The organism is Shewanella sp. 1CM18E, from assembly GCF_023161665.1.
GTDB lineage: Bacteria > Pseudomonadota > Gammaproteobacteria > Enterobacterales > Shewanellaceae > Shewanella.
This window is the reverse complement of record NZ_JALNTW010000008.1, coordinates 221,185-240,291: the sequence shown is the minus strand read 5'-3', so window position 1 is coordinate 240,291 and position 19,107 is coordinate 221,185. Positions and strand designations below refer to the sequence as shown.

Genomic DNA, 19,107 nt, shown 5'->3' with positions numbered 1-19,107 from the left:
ATTGGGGTATCGCCAAGCGGTAAGGCACCGGGTTTTGATCTCGGCATTCCCAGGTTCAAATCCTGGTACCCCAGCCATTTTGTAGTTCATCTTTATCTGATGTAAAATAGATAGTGTGCTTTTCAGCTCCATCTTAATCAAGATGTAAAACTGATTCAGTGTGAGAGCGGTGGTAGTTGATATTAGACACGCCAGCTTTGAACACCATCTTAATCAAGATGTAAAAACAGATGCAGTGCGGGAGTGGTGGAATTGGTAGACACGCCAGATTTAGGTTCTGGTGCCGTAAGGTGTGAGAGTTCAAGTCTCTCTTCCCGTACCATTTATTTAGCATAACGAGCCTAGGCTGGTTATGAGTTAGAAAGTTTGATTGGGGTATCGCCAAGCGGTAAGGCACCGGGTTTTGATCTCGGCATTCCCAGGTTCAAATCCTGGTACCCCAGCCATATTAAAGAAAGCTCATCTTCGGATGGGCTTTTTTGCGTTTGGCGTTTTATAATCTTTTCGAATCGCTTTAGCATATCTCCCTATTCTATCTGTCCTTCATTTTAACCTTTTCAACGACTATTAAATTGATACTAATTGGTATAAATTCTCTCGCTAAGTGATTGAAACGTTTACTACCGTTATGGAATCAATGATGAAACTACCCTATATATTGCATATTCCAAGTGCAACCCTTGCCGTTGAACTACAACTACTCTCTACCTTGCCTGATGGACGTAATACACTGCATTGGCAACTTGAACTTAGTGAATTGCGTAGTGAACATGATATTAGCCTGGCAGAATTTTATAATGATGCTGAATTTGTAGTGGCGGCGACAACAGGGCAGATCTACAAAGGTAATATTGAAGGTGAGTTGACTCTGCTATCAAGCTTGCCGGTGATGGGCGTAGACGGTGGCAAAGGCTGGCTTGATAAAACAAGGCAAGAGTTTTGGTATGCCATTACAGCTAAAATGGGTGATGAGCAAGGCGATCGACTTTATGGCTGGTCTTTAAGAGATTGGAGCCTTATTACCGAAATACAATTGCCAGAATATCTAGACATTCAGCAACTACATCGCCGCAGTGACGGTAACTTTGTTTTCTATCAGAAACGCAGTAGAGATTTGCATAAAAGAAGCCAAGGCTTTTGGGTAATTAACCCTGTTACTGCAGAGGCTGACTACCATGCTCTCGACAGTCTTCCTGCTGCAGGTCGATTTAAAACTCGCAATATGCTTGCTCTATGCCCTAAACGAGATCTCGCGTTGCTGCCATCTGTCGACGCCCTGCCATGGAAAGAAACTGATGGCGATCTGCAACTGGGTTTTCAGTTACAACTTATCGATCTTAATAGCTTCAATACGCTATGGGTGAAAACACTCCGCTGGCTGGGCAATGATACTGAGCAGATGCTTGATTTAGAGGTGCGTCAGACTCTAAAAGCGTACTTTGCTGGTGAAGAGGTAGATGACGATGAGGTCGAAGATGCCCTTGAGGAGTGGGTTGATACGCTTAAAGGTATTCGCTTTAGCGATAATGAAGATGCTTGCTGGCTTTGCTGGACAGATGGCGCATTACGTAAGATTTATTTGAGTAATCGCCAGCAAGATCACCAATTAGCTGGCATGTCAGCGCTCGTGAGGCCGGCGCAAGTAGACGAGCCCCGAGATTTGTCGAATCCACTGAATCAGGTGGCATTTAATCAATATGGGTATCACCTGCAAACGTTAGGCGATCAGCAATTGGCAGTGATCAACTTTGATATTAAAGTGGTCGATATCAGCAAAGTTAAGCCTTGTGATAATGAATTTGCACAACTGATGGTTAGTTATCAAGATGGCAAGCAAGCGGAACTAGAGATGTCTGAGGCATTCAGAATAGCCTATACCAAGGAGGGCCTCAACGTCATTAATATCGACTATCTTGCCTTGCCCGAATGTTTGCTTGAGGGGCTGCAACAAATGCAACAGCGCACGGCTTGTTTGGTTGAGCATGTCAAAGGGAGCCGTCTTGAGTGGCTGATAGAGGACAGGGATGGTAGTCAGCGAACAGAAGCGGAGTTTGCTGCAATGGCTATTGAGTTACCGATTGCTGCAGAGCTGATGGTACAGATGGTTGAGGATTTCTGTGCTTATGGGGATGCATACTCTCTCAGAGGTAGCCAACATAAAGCAGCCTTGTCAGATATTGTTTTGACTTTGGCCGAATTTGATATTGCACATTTACCTTTAGTCAGTCGCTATTTGAACACGATTGATCTTGGCCGTTTTGGGGCCTTTCATATTCAGCACACATTGCCAGTTATACAGCAGAAATACGGTCAAAGCCTGCTTAATAAACTTAAGTACAACAAGTTTATCAAAAGCCTGCCTGCCAAATTGACTAAGACGTAAATTATGGATTAGCTAAAGATAAGGCATAAAAAAACGCACTCTTTGGAGTGCGTTTTTATTACTGCTTGTTTAGCTTAATTCATCAAGAATTAGTGCTTAAACATGGCAGAGATTGATTCTTCGTTGCTTACGCGGCGAATTGCTTCAGCCATAACAGTAGACATAGTTAACTGTGAAACTTTGTCTAGTGCAGCAATTTCAGGGCTCAATGGAATCGTGTCAGTAACAATCACTTCATCAATAACTGATTCAGCGATGTTTTTAGCAGCGTTACCAGAGAATACTGGGTGAGTAGCATAAGCGAATACGCGGTTTGCACCGTGCTCTTTTAGTGCTTCAGCAGCTTTACAAAGTGTACCGCCAGTATCGATCATGTCATCAACGATGATGCAGTCACGGCCTTGAACGTCACCAATGATATGCATAACTTGAGCAACGTTCGCTTGTGGGCGACGCTTATCAATAATTGCTAAGTCAGAATCATCTAGTAGTTTAGCTACTGCACGTGCGCGTACAACGCCACCGATGTCTGGAGATACAACAACAGGGTTTTCTAGGTTCTTAGCTAACATATCTTCTAGTAGTACTGGGCTACCGAATACGTTATCAACAGGAACGTCGAAGAAACCTTGAATTTGCTCTGCGTGAAGATCACAAGTCAATACGCGGTCAACACCAACGCTTGAAAGGAAATCCGCAACTACTTTAGCTGTAATAGGTACACGAGCACTACGAACACGACGGTCCTGACGCGCGTAACCAAAGTAAGGAATAACCGCTGTAATACGACCAGCTGATGCACGACGAAGCGCGTCAACCATAACGATAAGTTCCATTAGGTTATCGTTAGTAGGAGCGCAAGTAGATTGAATGATGAATACATCCGCACCACGTACATTTTCATTAATTTGGACACTGATTTCGCCGTCACTGAAAACGCCTACCTCTGCGTCTCCAAGTTTACAAAATAGACGATCGGCTATCTTCTTAGCGAGACTAGGTGTAGCGTTACCGGCAAAAAGTTTAATGTCAGGCACTGTAGGAACCTCAGGCGTATGCTTCATGATTGTGGCTGGGATTAAAAAAGGTTATCCCAGAAAGTGGTTAATGTTGAGCTAATCTCAACATTAACGGCGATTTATTTGCCCCTTTTGCAACAAAGCCTTTTATTGATGCAGGCAGTTTCGCCAATACATCTTTAGCTTCATGCTCCTGTTCGAATTGACCAAAAACACATGCTCCGGTTCCGGTCATTCTGGACGGCGCATATTCTAGCAGCCAGTCTAAGGTTTTGGCAACTTGAGGGTGACGTTTTGCGACTAAAGCTTGGCAGTCATTTTTCCATTCGCTGCTCATTAATGCATCAAGGCTGACTTTCGCGGTATTTCGCGGCAGATCTGGGTCTTGGAAAATCTCAGCGGTCGATACATGTACCTCTGGGATCAATACTAAATACCAAGGCTGGTTTGGCTCAACATTAACTAATTTTTCACCAACACCTTCGGCAAACGCTGCGAAACCATTAATAAAAACAGGGACATCAGCGCCAAGGCTTAATCCGATTTCGGCAAGTTCGCTGCTTGATAACCCCGTGTTCCACAGTTGGTTTAACGCAACAAGTGTCGTAGCTGCGTCTGATGAACCACCACCGAGCCCACCGCCCATAGGTAAGCGTTTATCAAGCCAAATTTCTGCGCCTAGCTGACAATTTGTACGAGCCTGCAGTGATTTTGCGGCTTTGAGAATTAAGTTATCGCTGTCGGCAACAACGCCAGCCATATTCGAGTGTAACTTTAGGGTTGGCTTATTTAACACTTTAAAATCTAGATAATCACAATGTTCAACAAATTGGAATAATGTTTGAAGTTCATGGTAGCCATCTTCACGACGGCCATTAATGTGCAGGAATAGATTCAGTTTTGCAGGGGCTGGCCAGCCCAATGAAAGTTGCGTAGTCATAAAGAGTTCTCAGTGCCTGACAGTGGCTTTATCAGTGTTTGGTTTTCTGGGGCAAGTGCTTGCCATTTATTAAGCTGTAATTTGAGGCGCAGATCATCGCGGGTTAAGTTGAGCAATCTTGGTACATCAGCCCCACTTTGTTTCTGCCAGCTTTTAAACTCAACTTGCCAAGGTGGTAGTTGCTGAGAGTTAATTAACTTACTCGGCCTTTGCAGGCTATCGCTGCTAATAAGCTTATCGCCCTCGGTAAGTTGGCCTGTTAGCCAAAGGGGTAAAGAGTCAATAGGAATAGGCCAACCAGAGACTCGGGTCAGCAGGCGTTGAGCATTGGTGTCTTGATAGGTTTTACCGTCGACATCAAGCGTAACAAGTCCGTCTTGGCTAGTTAAAGATAATATTGTCGTGCCCAACATCGTAGTGAGGGTTAACTCCTCTCTTTGTGGGCTATGTAGCCAATATATATTAGTGCTAAACCTGTCTTGTGAGGTTCTCACGGCGAGCTTACCTTGCATTTCCCAGGCGCTAGCTTGCTGCACTTTGTTAACAGAGACGGGAATAAGGTTGTCTGGTATGGTAGTTGAGCAACCACTAATGAAAATGGTGCTAAGCATCACCCATAGATAAGTGTTTTTTGTGAACCGGCTCAAATTATTCATCTATTACTGATATAAAAGAGCCCTTATGATACGAGGGCTTGGATAAATTACCAATGCCCATATGCAAAAATAACCAATTGCACAATGCTCATTGCGGTTAAAGCGTGAAATATCTATGTGAAAATAGTTAAAAAAGTGATGCTAATTGAAAAAATGGGTAAGAACCGAGATTATTATTCGGTTTTGTTAAGCGTATTCTGTTTTTAACAAAATCAATTCAGTAGAATGGCAACCATAAATGAGATGCCCAAGAGTCCAGAACGAGTCAAATGAGCCTTGTAGCAATCGGAATTAACCATAAAACGGCCACGGTCGACCTACGTGAGAAAGTAGCTTTCGCACCAGACAGAATTCATGATGCCATGAAGAGTCTAGCGTCTCTTACTCCATCGGGCGAAGCCGTCATTATTTCAACCTGTAACCGTACAGAACTTTACTGTAATAACAGTGAAGCCGCTGATGTAGTTGCATGGCTTGAAGAATATCATCAACTGTCCCATGAAGCTGTTGAGCCTTGCCTTTACCAATATCAAGATCAAGAAGCAGTAAAGCATTTGATGCGTGTATCTGCTGGTTTAGATTCACTGATTTTGGGTGAACCGCAAATTTTAGGTCAAGTTAAGCAATCTTTTGTGAAGGCAAAAGAGGCTGGCAGTGTCGGTTCAACAATGGATAAGTTATTTCAAAATACCTTTTCCGTTGCTAAAAAAATCCGTACTGAGACTGAAATTGGTGCTGCAGCTGTCTCGGTAGCATTTGCTGCAGTGAGCATGGCAAAGCATATTTTCTCATCACTGAGTACGACCCAAGTATTATTGGTCGGTGCAGGTGAGACCATTGAGTTAGTTGCCCGCCACTTAAAAGACAATGGTGTGAGCACCATGGTGGTTGCAAACCGTACAATTTCACGTGCTGAAGCCATGTGTGAAGAGTTCGGCGCAACAGCTATTACACTCGAACAGATCCCAGATTTTCTCCCTAAGGCCGATATCGTGATATCCTCTACGGCTAGCCCTTTACCAATACTCGGTAAAGGCATGGTAGAAAAAGCGCTTAAGCAACGTCGTCATCAACCTATGTTATTGGTTGATATAGCAGTTCCTCGAGATATCGAGGCTGAAGTCGCGGATTTAGATGATGCATTCCTCTATACCGTCGATGACTTGCAAAGCATTATTGAACAGAATATGGCCTCTCGAAGAGAAGCCGCCCAGCAAGCAGAATTAATTGCAGACGATCAAGCTCATCTATTTATGGAATGGATCCGCTCATTGGAGTCGGTTGACAGTATCCGTGAATATCGCACCCAAAGTATGGCGATTAAAGATGAGTTGGTAGAGCGAGCGGTCAATAAATTGGCCCAAGGTGGTAACTGTGAGCAAGTCTTACTGGAACTTGCCAATAAGCTCACCAACAAGCTGATCCATGCGCCGACACAAGCGCTTACCGCTGCGAGTCGCCAAGGGGATTTAAATTCTCTTGGACAATTAAGAGCTGTGCTTGGACTAGATAAAGACTAAGGTTAGCGTTTAAATGAAGGACAGTGTGATTCGTAAGCTTGAAGGCTTACTTGAACGTAATGAAGAAGTATTAGCGTTACTGAGCGATGCTGGTGTTATCGCTGATCAGGAGCGTTTTCGCGCCTTGTCTAAGGAATACTCTCAATTAGAAGAAGTGGTTAAAGCTTTTAAAGCATTTCAACAAGCAGAAGAAGATTTAGAATCTGCCAAAGAGATGATGGAAGAAGACGACGCCGATCTTAAAGAGATGGCTCAGGAAGAGTACAAAGCAGCAAAAGCTACGATTGCAGTGCTAGAAGATGAATTGCAAATTCTGCTACTGCCAAAAGATCCTAATGATGACAATAACTGCTTTATCGAAATTCGCGCAGGTGCGGGTGGTGATGAAGCGGCTATTTTTGCGGGCGATCTGTTCCGTATGTACAGCAAGTTTGCCGAAAGCAAGCGCTGGCAAATTGAAGTCATGAACACCAACGAAGGTGAGCATGGCGGTTTCAAAGAAGTTATCGCTAAAATCAGTGGTGACGGCGTTTACGGTAAGCTGAAGTTTGAATCGGGCGGCCACCGTGTACAACGTGTGCCAGAAACTGAATCTCAAGGCCGTGTTCACACCTCTGCGTGTACAGTCATTGTATTACCAGAAGTGCCAGAAGCTGAAGCGATTGAAATTAATAAAGCCGATCTGAAAGTGGATACTTTCCGCGCATCAGGCGCTGGTGGTCAGCACGTAAACAAAACCGATTCGGCCATTCGTATTACCCATATTCCAACGGGTATTGTTGTAGAGTGTCAAGATCAGCGTTCACAGCACAAAAACCGTGCCCAAGCGATGAGTGTACTTGCTGCACGTATTCAAGCGGTAGAAGACGAGAAGCGTCGCAGTGCTGAAGAAAGTACTCGTCGTAACTTGGTATCTTCTGGTGATCGTTCTGAGCGTATTCGTACCTATAACTTCCCACAAGGTCGTGTTAGTGAGCACAGAATTAACTTAACTCTGTACCGTCTAGGCGAATTTATGGAAGGCGATATCGATTGCGTTATCGAGCCTCTCATTTTAGAAAACCAAGCGGATATGCTTGCAGCACTGGGTGAAGCATAAGCTTCACCTCTCTCATACTGTGCTACAGATGAATAAGGATATTCCTTGCAACTAACTATTTCAGGGGCGCTTAAATGGGCCTCTTCTCAGCTTGAAAGTATTTCAGACTCTGCATCACTCGATGCTGAGGTGATGCTACTTCATGTTATTAGCAAACCGCGTAGCTATCTATACACTTGGCCTGAAAAAAGCTTAGAGCCAGAAGAAGTGTCTGAGTTTAAGCAAATGCTTGCCAAACGATTACGTGGTAATCCTATTGCCCACATTGTTGGTGAGCGTGAGTTTTGGTCACTGCCGTTTCGGGTTAATCCAACCACGCTTATTCCACGCCCTGATACTGAAATTTTAGTTGAAACGGCTCTGAATCTACCTTTAGCCGAAAACGCTAAAGTACTCGATTTGGGGACAGGCACTGGCGCGATAGCTTTGTCACTTGCCCATGAGCGCAATGAATGGCAAGTGTGTGCAATTGATAAAGTGGAAGATGCTGTCGCATTAGCCAAAGAAAATCGCACTAATCTAAAGCTTGAACAAGTTGATGTGTTTCAAAGTGATTGGTTTGATGCCGTTGAGTGTTACGACTTTAACTTAATCGTGTCTAACCCACCTTACATTGACGAAGAAGACGAGCACTTATCTCAAGGTGATGTTCGTTTTGAGCCGCAAAGCGCGTTAACTGCACCATTAAGAGGTTTTGCTGATCTGTTTCATATTGCTGAGTGCGCACGTGATTACCTAGCACCTGGCGGTTATTTGCTGCTTGAGCACGGCTATCAGCAAGCGATTGAGCTTAGAGAAAAGTTAGTTGAACTGGGCTATGAGAACGTTGCAACAGTGAGAGATTTTGGCAGTAATGATCGCTGCACTATTGGTCGTTGGCCGCGTTAAACCGCTGACATCAGTTACTAAGAGGCACTATTTTTATAGTGCCTTTTTTATTGGCTGTTTTATATTGAGGGTTATTAAATTAAGAGGTTTAAAAAAGCGTAAGGCTAAACTTTGAGCAGTTCTGCAGCTTGTATTCGCGGGATATTGGTTATGGATTCAGGTATAGGTTACACTAGCCGCCTTTATCAGCTAACAGACCTTTATTCATGGACACTTTTTACAGTTTATATCCAGCGTTTAAGCACATGCATATGACGCTTATCGCGACCAGCGTATTGTTTTTCTTAGTCCGTTTTGTGCTCCATATGCGTAAATCTCCTGTACTACAAAAGAAAGCTATTAAAATAGCGCCTCACGTTATCGATACTTTCTTACTGCTTTCAGGTTTGATCTTGTGCTTCCAAATTAAGCAGTATCCTTTTGTTGATCCTTGGATGACTGAAAAGTTGGGCGCAGTAGTTGCTTATATCGCATTAGCGACTATCGCACTTAAAGCAGATCGTAACGCGTTGTTTAAAGTATTTGCAGCATTCGGCGCAATTGGTTGGGTTGTATATGCAGCTAAACTTGCGATCCTTAAGCAAGGGGTGTTACTCGGTTAATGGCTGATTTAACCCACAACGATTCTATTCAACTGCCAGAAACGGCCTTTGAAATTGCTGAGCATTTAGGTTTTTCTAAGCTTAAAAATGCTAACTGGGCTTGGCTAGAATTAGCCGGCTCAGTGTTGAGCTTTTACGTGGTCGATAGACATGAGCGTTTAAATGGACTATTTCGTTGGTTCTATAACGACTTAGGCTTTTGCCCTCGTCAAGACTATTACAGCGCAGAGTCAGCGGACCTAGGCAAATGCATCACCTCAAGACAAGGCAACAGTACCACGTTAGCAACAGTATTAATGCTGCTAGCAAAGCAGTTAGACTTGAAGCTTGAGCTGTTGTTATTGCCTGGTCAAACTGTGCTGTATAGCCGTATTGACGATGTGGTGCGCTACATTGACCCGTTAACGGGTGCTGATTTGTCAAAACATCAGTTGCACGTTTTTGTGCGCGGAGAGTTAGGTAATGCGGCTAAGTTTAAGCCTAGCTACTTAAAGCCAGCGAGTGTTAAGCGTATTCTTTCGCGTATGCTTCATGAAATGAAAGCCGGTAGTATTGTTGCGCATAATTTCGAACCCGCACTTGAATGTTGTAACTTGTTGCTGCAATGGCATAGCGACGATTTAAACTTAAATCGTGAACGTGCTTTTATCGCCCAACAACTGGGTTGTATTAGTGTTGCTGCGGCTGACTTAACCCATTTTGTTGAGAACAGTCCGCACGACCCAGTGATTGAATTGGTGAAGATGCAATTAAAAGAGCTTAAAGAGGAAGTTGAGACTTTCCATTAAGTAACACAACAGGGCCAATAAGGCCCTTTTGTGTTGATACACCCGTGTGAAATAGATTTACCTTAATAAAAATAGCGCGCAGTGTTAACAAGCAATACGCACTAGCAGTGCAATAAAAACAAAAATAGTTATACCAACAAATTGAATCTGAAAAATAATAATTAGGCAAAAATTGCCAATTTCTAGGGGATAGAGTTCATGAGTAGTACGGATACAGTGACCACCGCGCTGGTCACCAATGACGCGACAGCGTTAGGTATTTTAGCGGTCGTGCTTGGCTTTGTGTTTTATACCAGTAACAGTAGCAATCCTTTTTGGAAGAAGTTTTATACATTTGTACCAGCATTATTAATGTGTTACTTCCTGCCGTCTTTGCTAAATACTTTCGATATTATTGATGGTAATGCATCGCAGCTTTACTATGTTGCCTCACGCTATCTATTACCTGCTTGTTTAGTCTTATTGATTTTAAGTGTCGATTTAAAAGCGATTTTGTCATTAGGCCCTAAAGCGATTGTCATGTTTTTAACAGGTACTGTCGGTATTGTTATTGGCGGCCCAATTGCATTATTAATTGTCTCGGCAATTCACCCTGAAATTTTAGGTGTGACCGGGCCTGACGCTGTATGGCGCGGCATGACCACGCTAGCGGGTAGTTGGATTGGCGGCGGTGCCAACCAAGCCGCGATGAAAGAGATTTACGAAGCGGGCGGTGATATCTTCTCGATCATGATCACCGTTGACGTGATTGTGGCCAATATCTGGATGGCGGTGTTGTTGTTTATGGCATCAAAAGCTAAGCAGATAGATGCCAAAACAGGCGCTGACACGTCGGCGCTTGAAGCATTAAAAGATAAAGTTGAGAAGTACCACGCTGAAAACGCACGCATTCCAAGTTTAAATGACTTGATGATGATTGTGGCAGTTGGTTTTGGTGTGACGGGTCTAGCGCATATTGCTGCTGATTTCTTAGGACCATTTTTTGAAACCAATTACCCATGGACCCGTGATTACAGCTTAACCTCGAAATTTTTCTGGTTAATCGTCACCGTGACATCAATTGGTTTAGCGATGTCATTTAGTCCTGTACGCCACTTAGAAGCGGCAGGAGCATCAAAAGTGGCTTCAGCGTTTTTATATATTCTAGTGGCCACCATTGGTCTGCATATGGATGTATCAAAACTCGCCGATACTGAAAACCTTTGGTACTTTGCCATTGGTATGATTTGGATGATAGTGCACGCAAGCTTTATGCTAATCGTGGCTAAATTGATAAAAGCGCCACTGTTTTACATGGCGGTGGGTAGCCAAGCCAACGTTGGCGGCGCTGCATCGGCGCCTGTTGTTGCGGCAGCATTCCATCCAGCACTGGCGCCAGTAGGTGTGCTCCTTGCGGTATTAGGCTATGCTTTAGGCACTTATATGGCATGGATTTGCGGCCAGATTTTACAAGCTGTGGCGAGTTAACGCGGCAGCGACAATGTATTTGAATAATGCTAAGGCAATGGCCTTGGCTCACGAAGAGAGAAAAGATTGATGAGCAATAAAATCATTAGTTTAGGTTCGATAGAGATCGCTAACGATAAGCCATTTGTGTTATTTGGTGGTATGAACGTGCTTGAGTCACGTGACTTAGCAATGCAAATTGCAGAGACCTATGCTGAAGTGACACAAAAACTAGGGATCCCTTATGTGTTTAAGGCATCTTTTGACAAGGCTAACCGCTCATCAGTGAACTCTTACCGTGGTCCAGGCATGGAAGAAGGCTTAAAGATCTTTGAAGAAATTAAGTCGACTTTCAATTTGCCATTAATCACTGACGTACATGAAGTACACCAGTGTGCACCAGTTGCTGAAGTAGTTGATGTTATCCAGCTTCCAGCATTCCTAGCACGTCAAACCGATCTTGTGGTTGCTATGGCAAAGACCGGCGCTATTATCAACGTGAAAAAACCACAGTTTTTAGCGCCACACGAAATGCGTCATATCATCACTAAGTTTAACGAAGCAGGTAATGATGAAATCATGCTGTGTGAGCGTGGCTCAAGCTTTGGTTACAACAACTTAGTTGTTGATATGCTAGGTATGGATGAAATGAAGCAAACCGGCTACCCAGTGATTTTTGATGCAACTCATGCGCTGCAACGCCCAGGTGGACGTGCCGATAGCGCTGGTGGACGCCGCGCTCAAGCAACTGAGCTTGCACGTAGTGGTATGGCACTAGGTTTAGCGGGTTTGTTCATTGAAGCGCATCCAGACCCAGATAACGCTAAGTGCGACGGCCCATGTGCATTGCCACTGCATCAATTAGAGAACTACTTAACACAAATGAAAGCCATTGATGATTTAGTTAAGTCGTTTGACCCTATCGACACTAGTAAGTAAGTTTAAAGTATTTTATTCTTCTAGTTAGTGGTTAAAAAATATAAAACCCTGTTTTATCACAGGGTTTTATTGTTTTTATCGATATGATTTAAGTTTAAATACAGATTGGGCATTTATTCTAGTAGGTTATAAAAATACTCGGTATTAAGCCGTATTATGGCATTTACAGCCATTTGTTCAGTTTAATGTGAGACATAATAAAATAGGTTGAATGATGAAAGCAGATAAACAGGCGCTTGAGGATCAAGGGCCACAAGGGATGTTGGGTAAAGCGTTAGATAGCATTGAAAGAGTAGGTAACAAGTTACCTGATCCTGCAATGCTATTTTTGATTTTAATGTTTGCAGTGTGGGCGTTATCGGCATTGTTATCAGGCGTAAGCTTTGATGCCATTGATCCGCGCACTAATTCACCCATTGTGGTGAATAACCTCTTAAGTGCAGATGCATTAACGCACTTTTTAACTTCGATGGTGACCACATTCACCGCATTTGCACCATTAGGCGTAGTGCTAGTGGCAATGTTAGGTGTGGGTGTTGCTGAGCATTCGGGCTTTATTAACACAGCGCTCAAGCGCATGTTGAAAATTACCCCGGCTAAGTTTCTAACTCCTGCAGTTGTGTTAGTCGGTATTATCTCTCATACCGCCACAGATGCTGGCTATGTAGTGGTTATTCCGCTTGCAGGTGTGATCTTCTTTACTGTTGGTCGTCACCCGTTAGCGGGTATTGCTGCCGCGTTTGCTGGTGTATCTGGGGGGTTCTGCGCTAACTTTATTCCATCTGGCATTGATCCATTACTGCAAAGCTTTACTCAAGCAGCGGCGCAAATCGTCGATCCTGATATTGAAGTTAACCCGCTAAATAACTGGTTCTTTGCGGCTTCATCTTGTATCCCGATTACTCTGCTTATCTGGTATCTAACAGATAAAGTGCTAGAGCCACGTTTAAATCGCACCCATAAGGTTAACCGTGAAGAGGTGGATCTTCCTGCGATGGAAGAAGAAAAGCCATCTGAGATCAAAGCATTTCGCATAGCGACTTTAGTGATGGTTGTGGCGATTGCGGCGTTCTTCTCGTTAACCGTGCCTGAAACCTCTACATTACGTGACGCTGATGGCTCCCTAACGAGCTTTAAAGCACCGTTGATGCAGTCAATTGTGCCACTGATTTTCATCTTCTTTATGTTGCCAGGTCTCGTGTACGGTTATATGACTGGTGCATTTAAGACTTCGGGGGATGTGGTACAAGCTATGTCTAAATCGATGAGTGGTATGTCGCACTACATCGTTATGGCATTTTTCTGCGCGCAGTTTGTGGCAGCGTTTTCGGCATCAAACCTTGGTGCGTTAATCGCGGTTGAAGGTGCTGGTGGTCTTAAAGCACTTAACCTACCTGCTGAAATTACCGTTGTGGGTATGATTATTTTAGTGGGCTTTGTGAATTTGTTTGTCGGTTCATCATCGGCTAAGTGGGCACTGATTGGTCCAGTACTTGTGCCTATGTTGATGCAACTTAATATCAGCCCAGACCTATCGCAAGCGGCTTACCGTGTGGGTGATTCAAGTTCTAACATCATTACGCCGCTGATGCCGTACTTCCCGTTAGTGGTTGTTTATTGTCAGCGTTATGTGAAAAACATCGGTATCGGCACACTGATCTCTATGATGCTGCCATTTAGTTTAGCGCTGCTATCTATCTGGAGTGTGTGGTTGCTGGCTTATTGGGCATTAGGTTTCCCATTAGGACTCGGTGCTAGCTACACCTACGGACTGTAATATTTAAGTCTAGCGCTTCGATATAAACACTAATACGTGAATAATAAAAAGGCCAAGTCTACTGACTTGGCCTTTTGTTTACAGGGGGATGAGGGTGTGAAATATTACTTAGCGAGTGCGTGCTTAGCGGCGTTTTCACCCGCTTTACGACCAAATACTACGGTATCTGCAATCGCATTACCGCCTAGGCGGTTATAGCCATGTACGCCGCCAGTCACTTCGCCAGCAGCAAATAGGCCAGGCATTTTCCAGCTTTGTAGGTTCAACACGTTAGTGTCGGTATCTACTGCAACGCCACCCATAGTGTGGTGAATACCAGGAGCAACCTTCACTGCGTAGAAAGGTGCTTTGCTTAGGTCAAGTGGCATATCTTCACGGTTAAACTTCGCGTCTTTACCGCTTGCTTGATACTTGTTGTATTCAGCAGTCGTTGCTTCAAGTTGGCTCATACCAGTAATTTTAGCGAGTTCAGCAATGGTGTTTGCTTTGCTTAACATGCCAAGATGTTCATAACCGCGAACCATCTTTTTCTTTTCAACTAACTGCTCATCGAACACTAACCAAGCGTATTGATCTTTCTGCTTAAGGATGGCATCAGATGCACGGTCACGGGTTGTTAGCTCGTTAATGAAACGCTCACCATCGGTATTAACCATGATTGCGCCTACACCACGAACGGTTTCAGAGATAAGAATACGGCTGTCTTTACCTACTGTTGGGTGAGCTTGAACCCAGTCGATATCAGTCATTGATGCGCCAACTTCTTTAGCAAGCGTGATACCGTCACCAGTCGCTGTTACGTTGTTTGAGCTGCTCATGTCTTTCATGGTTGGACGGTAGTAAGATACCATCTCTTTATTCATGCCGTAGCCACCGGTAGCCAGTACAACTGAGTCTGCGGCAATCATGTTGTAACCGCTGTGACGGCCATGAACGACAACACCAGCAATAGATTGATCATCGTTGAGGACAATCTTTTCAACGCGTGAGTTTACGCGTACTGGGATGTCACGTTTGTCTGCAGCTTTACGTAATGTGTCGATAATGTGTGGACCAACTGAAGCGCCACCTGATGGGCGGTGAGTACGTTCTACTCGTGCTCCACCAGAACGTTTTAAATCGTTCATGTTAGCGCCTAAAGACTCAAGCCATGCTACAGCGTCTGCAGACTCTTCAGCTAAGATCTTAACTAGCTTAGGATCGTTTTGGTAACGGCCGCCCTTCATTGCATCTTCTGCATACCATTCAACCGTATCTTCAATGCCTTTGGCTTTTTGTTGTGGTGTACCTACAGCGTTAATACCACCTGCTGCAAGCATAGAGTTACCGCCCGTGTAGGCAGCTTTTTCAAAGAGCACAACGTTAGCACCTGCTTCTTTGGCTGAAATTGCTGCGTTAAAGCCAGCAGAACCACCACCAACTATGATGACATCTACAGTTTCAACTGGGCCTTTATCGATGGCCTTTTGAATTTTGGCTTGCTCCCATGAACCATCCCATTTCTTTTTCGCTTTTGAATCAGCGAATGGCATTTCCATTTCAAAGTTATGGCAGTTATTACATGTTAACTGTGGTTTAGCGTGGGCTGTGTGGCAAGAGGTACAGTTAATATCACCTAAATGAGATGTATGGGGATCAAATGCGAGCTTGTTATTGGCTAGTTCTTCATAAGAGCCATGGCAAGATTTACATTGGGCGTTTTCATGTGTTTGGCTATCAGTTAAGCCTTTTTTGATATCTTTTAACTTGGCTGAGGTGTGGCAAGAGTCACAACCAGCCATATTGGCATGGAAACCTGCAAGATCATTGCTTTTCGCAACAGCAGCGCCAGAAGTTAATAGCAATACTGCCATTATCGAACTGATTTTATTTAGTTTCATCATTTGCTCCAAGTTTTGTTATTCAGGTGTTTTGTTGTCACCCTGATTTGGAGCTAGGTTAATCATTTAAATAATATAAAACTTAGACCTATATCATATTAGGTAGTTGGCTCAGTTTTTATTAAACCGGTTTAAGATTTTCTTAAAATGCTATTTGCTGGGCCTTGGTGTGATCACTATCAACAATGAAAATAAAACATCCTCATATACTTTTTAAAAAATATAAAATAACAGGTGTTGGATGATGAAAAATAAAATAAAACTATCGGCTATTTCATTAGCATTGGTAAGTCATTTTGCTATTTTAGGTAATGCTTACGCCCTTGATGGTATAACAGATAATGATTCTTTAGAAATTAAAACGCGTACAATATTTTTTGACCGTGAATATGATGAAACGCCAGATAAGGACAGTAATACCTTAGCGCAAGCATTAGAACTTAATTATCAGTCAGGTAAGATCTCCGATTGGTTTAAAGTTGGATTCTCTGCTTATGGTGTTGCCAATATAAACTCAACCGGAACAGATAATGCTCCCGGTATTATGCCGGACGATCCAAATGATGAAAATAATGTTGAAAGTGCTTTTGGTAAAATAGGTCAAGCCTATATTGAAGTGCTACCAACAGAGGGGCTTTCACTCAAACTGGGTTATCAAAAAACCAAACAGATGTTTTTCAGCACTTCAACGAGTCGGGCTATTCCAAGTAGTTTTCGCGGTTTAACTGGCTCTTATCAAGCCCTTGATTCAGTTAAAGTATATGGTTATGCATTTGATCAATGGAGTGGCAGAAATAGCGATGAATGGACAGACTTTAATGCTGATACAGATGGTCCACAGATTGACCTTATTTGGGGTGTGGGTGCACAGTTTAAACAAGGTAAATTTAGCGCTGATGTCGAATACATGGTGTCTGAGGACTACCTGGCTAAATTCGGATTGCGCGGTAGTTATGTTGACACCATAGGAAAAGGAAAGCTGAAGCTTTCTGGCGGTTACTTTACCTCATCAGATAACGGTTCTTTGTTTGCTGAGAGCGGCGATAAGAATATTGACGGTATCGAAAGTAACGATGGTTCGGTGTGGTTTCTCGATGCAGACTATAAAATTCATGCATTTAGCGTAGGAGTCGCTTTTAGCCAAACTGGAGAGATCTGGATTGAAGATAACTACAAAGGCGATCACGGTTCAAATCCACTGCCTACTCGCGCGCCAATCGGCCCGGACTTTACCAATGCTAATGAATCGGTATGGTTAGTTCGTGCTGGTGTTGATTTTGGCAAGTTAAATTCTAGCTTTGACGGATTAACAACTAAGATCACCTATGCTAAAGGTACTGATATTGAAAACGCTGCTGATGCAAGTTTGGGTGAAGCGGAAGAGAAGTTTTTTGCTATCGATACCCGCTATAAATTACCTATGGTAAAAGGTTTGTCGTTACGTTATTTGTATGCTGATTATCAATCGACTGAAATAGGTTCAGTTCAAGGGGTTAAAGGTGATAACGTGGACCATCGTGTTTATATGGATTACAGCCTTAAATTCTAATAGCTTTTAAAATTAATAACCAGACATCTAAATTATCAAGATAAAGCGGTGTTTAACAGCGCGCCGCTTTAATACTTGTGGAAGTGTGATTTATATTTTTTGATATTAGGTTTAGTATAGATATTAGAGTTGGTTGTATTTTGAGACTGTTAGCTATCTCGTAATATGATTTTAATGGTGTTTTATTTGTGCTTGTTTCCATGTTGAAACTGATTTTTCGTTATTTATTTTAGCTGACTGGTTTATTGTTAATTAATATGGTCGCCTTATAGTTATTTCGATATTAGGAAATGCTTAATGGCTGTTGCAATATAGATATAGTCTTGGATTATTTGGCATAAGCTAAACAGATATAAGACTATAGCTGTATCTAGCTTAGAAACAGTGCCGATAATTATGCTTTGATTTAAACATTAATCGCTAGAGCTAGTTGCCATGCTTCCTAAGAGCTAATAGTCTGGGGGCCAAAGAGTTAAGTGAGTGCATTCAGGTTGGTAATGATTTCTATCCCAAAACTTTAGCACTGAACCGTTATACCGAAGATGTGAGTGAATACGTTAGGCGTCTCAGGTCAAATAAACGAACAACTTTGTACCTAGTTAACAGTTCCATACTTTTAATTAGGATTAATTTAATCTTAAATTTTGGTTTCGATATACTTTAGTAGAGCCCGAAAAATAAGATGAAAATATGAGAATCACGCTAAAGCAACTCACTATATTTAAAGCCATTCATCATAGTGGACAGATCTCTAAAGCGGCAAAAGATCTGCACATGTCAGTGCCAGCAGTAAGCATGGCATTGAAAGAGCTAGAAGGCTCATTAGGGAGCCGTTTATTTGATCGCAACAGTAATGGCTTGGTGATCAATGATAACGGTAAAGTGATCTTGCCTTATGCCAATGAAATGCTCTCTAAGGGGATGCAGCTTGAGCAGATGTTCTCTGAACAATCTAATGGCATACGCGGCAGCTTGAAAGTGGGTAGCAGTAAAACTGCGGGTAACTATGTGTTGTCGCGTAAAATCCCTTTATTTAAGAAAGAGTTTCCTTCGGTAGATATTAAGTTAGTTGTTGGTAATAGTATTACTATCGAACAAATGGTAAGCGAAAAAGAACTTGATTTAGGTTTTATTGATGCCAAACCCGGTAGTCAAAACTTAAATAGCACTAAGTGGTTGAAAGATAAGATTTGTATCGTCACTGGGCGTACAAATCCTATTGCTGCTGAGCCAATATCAGCCGAACGTTTATCGCAAGAGTTGTGGGTGCTTGATGAAACTAACTCCATTTCGCGCATTAGAGCGGTTCAATTGCTGAAAAGTGCCAAAGTGAATATCGAACAAGAACTGACCATGACCACAATGGGCGCGATTAAGCGTGCGATTGGCACCGGAATAGGAGTCAGTATTTTACCTTGGTTAGCCGTGGTTGAAGAAGTTGAGCGTGGAGAGCTGGTTGAACTCGATTTAGCATGTTGGGACCACCAACGTCAGTATTGGGCGATCACTCGTGAGAATGAGGCGCTTGGAGAGTTAGCGAGTAAGTTTTTAGCGTTTTGTAATACAGACTGTTAGTAAGGCGGCTTTTATCACGATAACAGCCGTACTGCCGGAGAATTTT

Annotated in this window: 15 protein-coding genes and 3 tRNA genes; 14 read left to right on the top strand and 4 right to left on the bottom strand. The window is 43.0% G+C overall.

All coding sequences use genetic code 11. The features are described 5' to 3' along the window. Window positions 1-2 precede the first annotated feature (2 nt). The 4 genes from MSG37_RS12900 to MSG37_RS12885 all read left to right on the top strand — a co-directional run bounded on the left by MSG37_RS12900 (window position 3) and on the right by MSG37_RS12885 (window position 2,383). Window positions 3-77 (top strand) — tRNA-Gln (locus MSG37_RS12900). A gap of 160 nt (window positions 78-237) precedes the next feature. Next, window positions 238-322, top strand: a tRNA-Leu gene (locus MSG37_RS12895). A 49-nt stretch (window positions 323-371) separates the two neighbouring features. Next, window positions 372-446: transfer RNA gene (locus MSG37_RS12890), tRNA-Gln, on the top strand. Between the two features lie 194 nt (window positions 447-640). Beyond that, window positions 641-2,383: a hypothetical protein gene (locus MSG37_RS12885; RefSeq protein WP_248471059.1), complete on the top strand. Its 1,743-nt coding sequence runs from the start codon at window positions 641-643 to the stop codon at window positions 2,381-2,383. 89 nt (window positions 2,384-2,472) lie between these two features. Here MSG37_RS12885 and MSG37_RS12880 read toward each other — a convergent pair whose 3' ends face one another. From MSG37_RS12880 to lolB, 3 genes are all read right to left on the bottom strand, one after another. Continuing rightward, complete coding sequence (locus MSG37_RS12880; protein WP_028769213.1) at window positions 2,473-3,420, bottom strand: ribose-phosphate pyrophosphokinase; 948 nt, start codon at window positions 3,418-3,420, stop codon at window positions 2,473-2,475. Window positions 3,421-3,487: 67 nt separating this feature from the next. Further along, window positions 3,488-4,342, bottom strand: a complete 855-nt coding sequence (gene ispE, locus MSG37_RS12875; RefSeq protein ID WP_248471058.1) for a 4-(cytidine 5'-diphospho)-2-C-methyl-D-erythritol kinase — start codon at window positions 4,340-4,342, stop codon at window positions 3,488-3,490. After that, entirely contained in the window at window positions 4,339-4,998 is a 660-nt protein-coding gene (lolB, locus tag MSG37_RS12870; RefSeq protein WP_248471057.1) for a lipoprotein insertase outer membrane protein LolB, read from the bottom strand. The genes ispE and lolB overlap by 4 nt, the downstream gene beginning before the upstream one ends. 269 nt (window positions 4,999-5,267) lie before the next feature. Here lolB and hemA point away from each other — a divergent pair, with 269 nt between their 5' ends. The 8 genes from hemA to MSG37_RS12830 all read left to right on the top strand — a co-directional run bounded on the left by hemA (window position 5,268) and on the right by MSG37_RS12830 (window position 14,057). Next, on the top strand, window positions 5,268-6,518 hold the full coding sequence (hemA, locus tag MSG37_RS12865) for a glutamyl-tRNA reductase (RefSeq protein ID WP_248471056.1): 1,251 nt from the start codon (window positions 5,268-5,270) through the stop codon (window positions 6,516-6,518). A 13-nt stretch (window positions 6,519-6,531) separates the two neighbouring features. Continuing rightward, window positions 6,532-7,617 carry a peptide chain release factor 1 gene (gene prfA / locus MSG37_RS12860; RefSeq protein ID WP_248471055.1) on the top strand — a complete coding sequence of 362 codons (1,086 nt, stop codon included), beginning with the start codon at window positions 6,532-6,534 and terminating at the stop codon, window positions 7,615-7,617. 45 nt (window positions 7,618-7,662) lie between these two features. Next, on the top strand, window positions 7,663-8,505 hold the full coding sequence (prmC, locus tag MSG37_RS12855) for a peptide chain release factor N(5)-glutamine methyltransferase (protein WP_248471054.1): 843 nt from the start codon (window positions 7,663-7,665) through the stop codon (window positions 8,503-8,505). Window positions 8,506-8,711: 206 nt separating this feature from the next. Next, window positions 8,712-9,107: a SirB2 family protein gene (locus MSG37_RS12850; protein ID WP_248471053.1), complete on the top strand. Its 396-nt coding sequence runs from the start codon at window positions 8,712-8,714 to the stop codon at window positions 9,105-9,107. Continuing rightward, window positions 9,107-9,895 (top strand): tetratricopeptide repeat protein, encoded by a 789-nt coding sequence (locus MSG37_RS12845; protein ID WP_248471052.1) that lies wholly within the window; start codon window positions 9,107-9,109, stop codon window positions 9,893-9,895. The genes MSG37_RS12850 and MSG37_RS12845 overlap by 1 nt, the downstream gene beginning before the upstream one ends. Window positions 9,896-10,093: 198 nt before the next feature. After that, window positions 10,094-11,362: a DUF819 family protein gene (locus MSG37_RS12840; RefSeq protein WP_248471051.1), complete on the top strand. Its 1,269-nt coding sequence runs from the start codon at window positions 10,094-10,096 to the stop codon at window positions 11,360-11,362. Window positions 11,363-11,431: 69 nt separating this feature from the next. Then, complete coding sequence (gene kdsA / locus MSG37_RS12835) at window positions 11,432-12,280, top strand: 3-deoxy-8-phosphooctulonate synthase (protein WP_248471050.1); 849 nt, start codon at window positions 11,432-11,434, stop codon at window positions 12,278-12,280. A gap of 214 nt (window positions 12,281-12,494) precedes the next feature. Further along, on the top strand, window positions 12,495-14,057 hold the full coding sequence (locus MSG37_RS12830) for an AbgT family transporter (RefSeq protein ID WP_248471049.1): 1,563 nt from the start codon (window positions 12,495-12,497) through the stop codon (window positions 14,055-14,057). 104 nt (window positions 14,058-14,161) lie between these two features. Here MSG37_RS12830 and MSG37_RS12825 read toward each other — a convergent pair whose 3' ends face one another. After that, window positions 14,162-15,937 carry a flavocytochrome c gene (locus tag MSG37_RS12825; RefSeq protein WP_248471048.1) on the bottom strand — a complete coding sequence of 592 codons (1,776 nt, stop codon included), beginning with the start codon at window positions 15,935-15,937 and terminating at the stop codon, window positions 14,162-14,164. A 244-nt stretch (window positions 15,938-16,181) separates the two neighbouring features. Here MSG37_RS12825 and MSG37_RS12820 point away from each other — a divergent pair, with 244 nt between their 5' ends. Next, window positions 16,182-17,486, top strand: a complete 1,305-nt coding sequence (locus MSG37_RS12820; protein ID WP_248471047.1) for an OprD family outer membrane porin — start codon at window positions 16,182-16,184, stop codon at window positions 17,484-17,486. A gap of 690 nt (window positions 17,487-18,176) precedes the next feature. Further along, complete coding sequence (locus MSG37_RS12815) at window positions 18,177-19,061, top strand: LysR substrate-binding domain-containing protein (protein WP_248471046.1); 885 nt, start codon at window positions 18,177-18,179, stop codon at window positions 19,059-19,061. The last annotated feature ends 46 nt before the right edge of the window (window positions 19,062-19,107 follow it).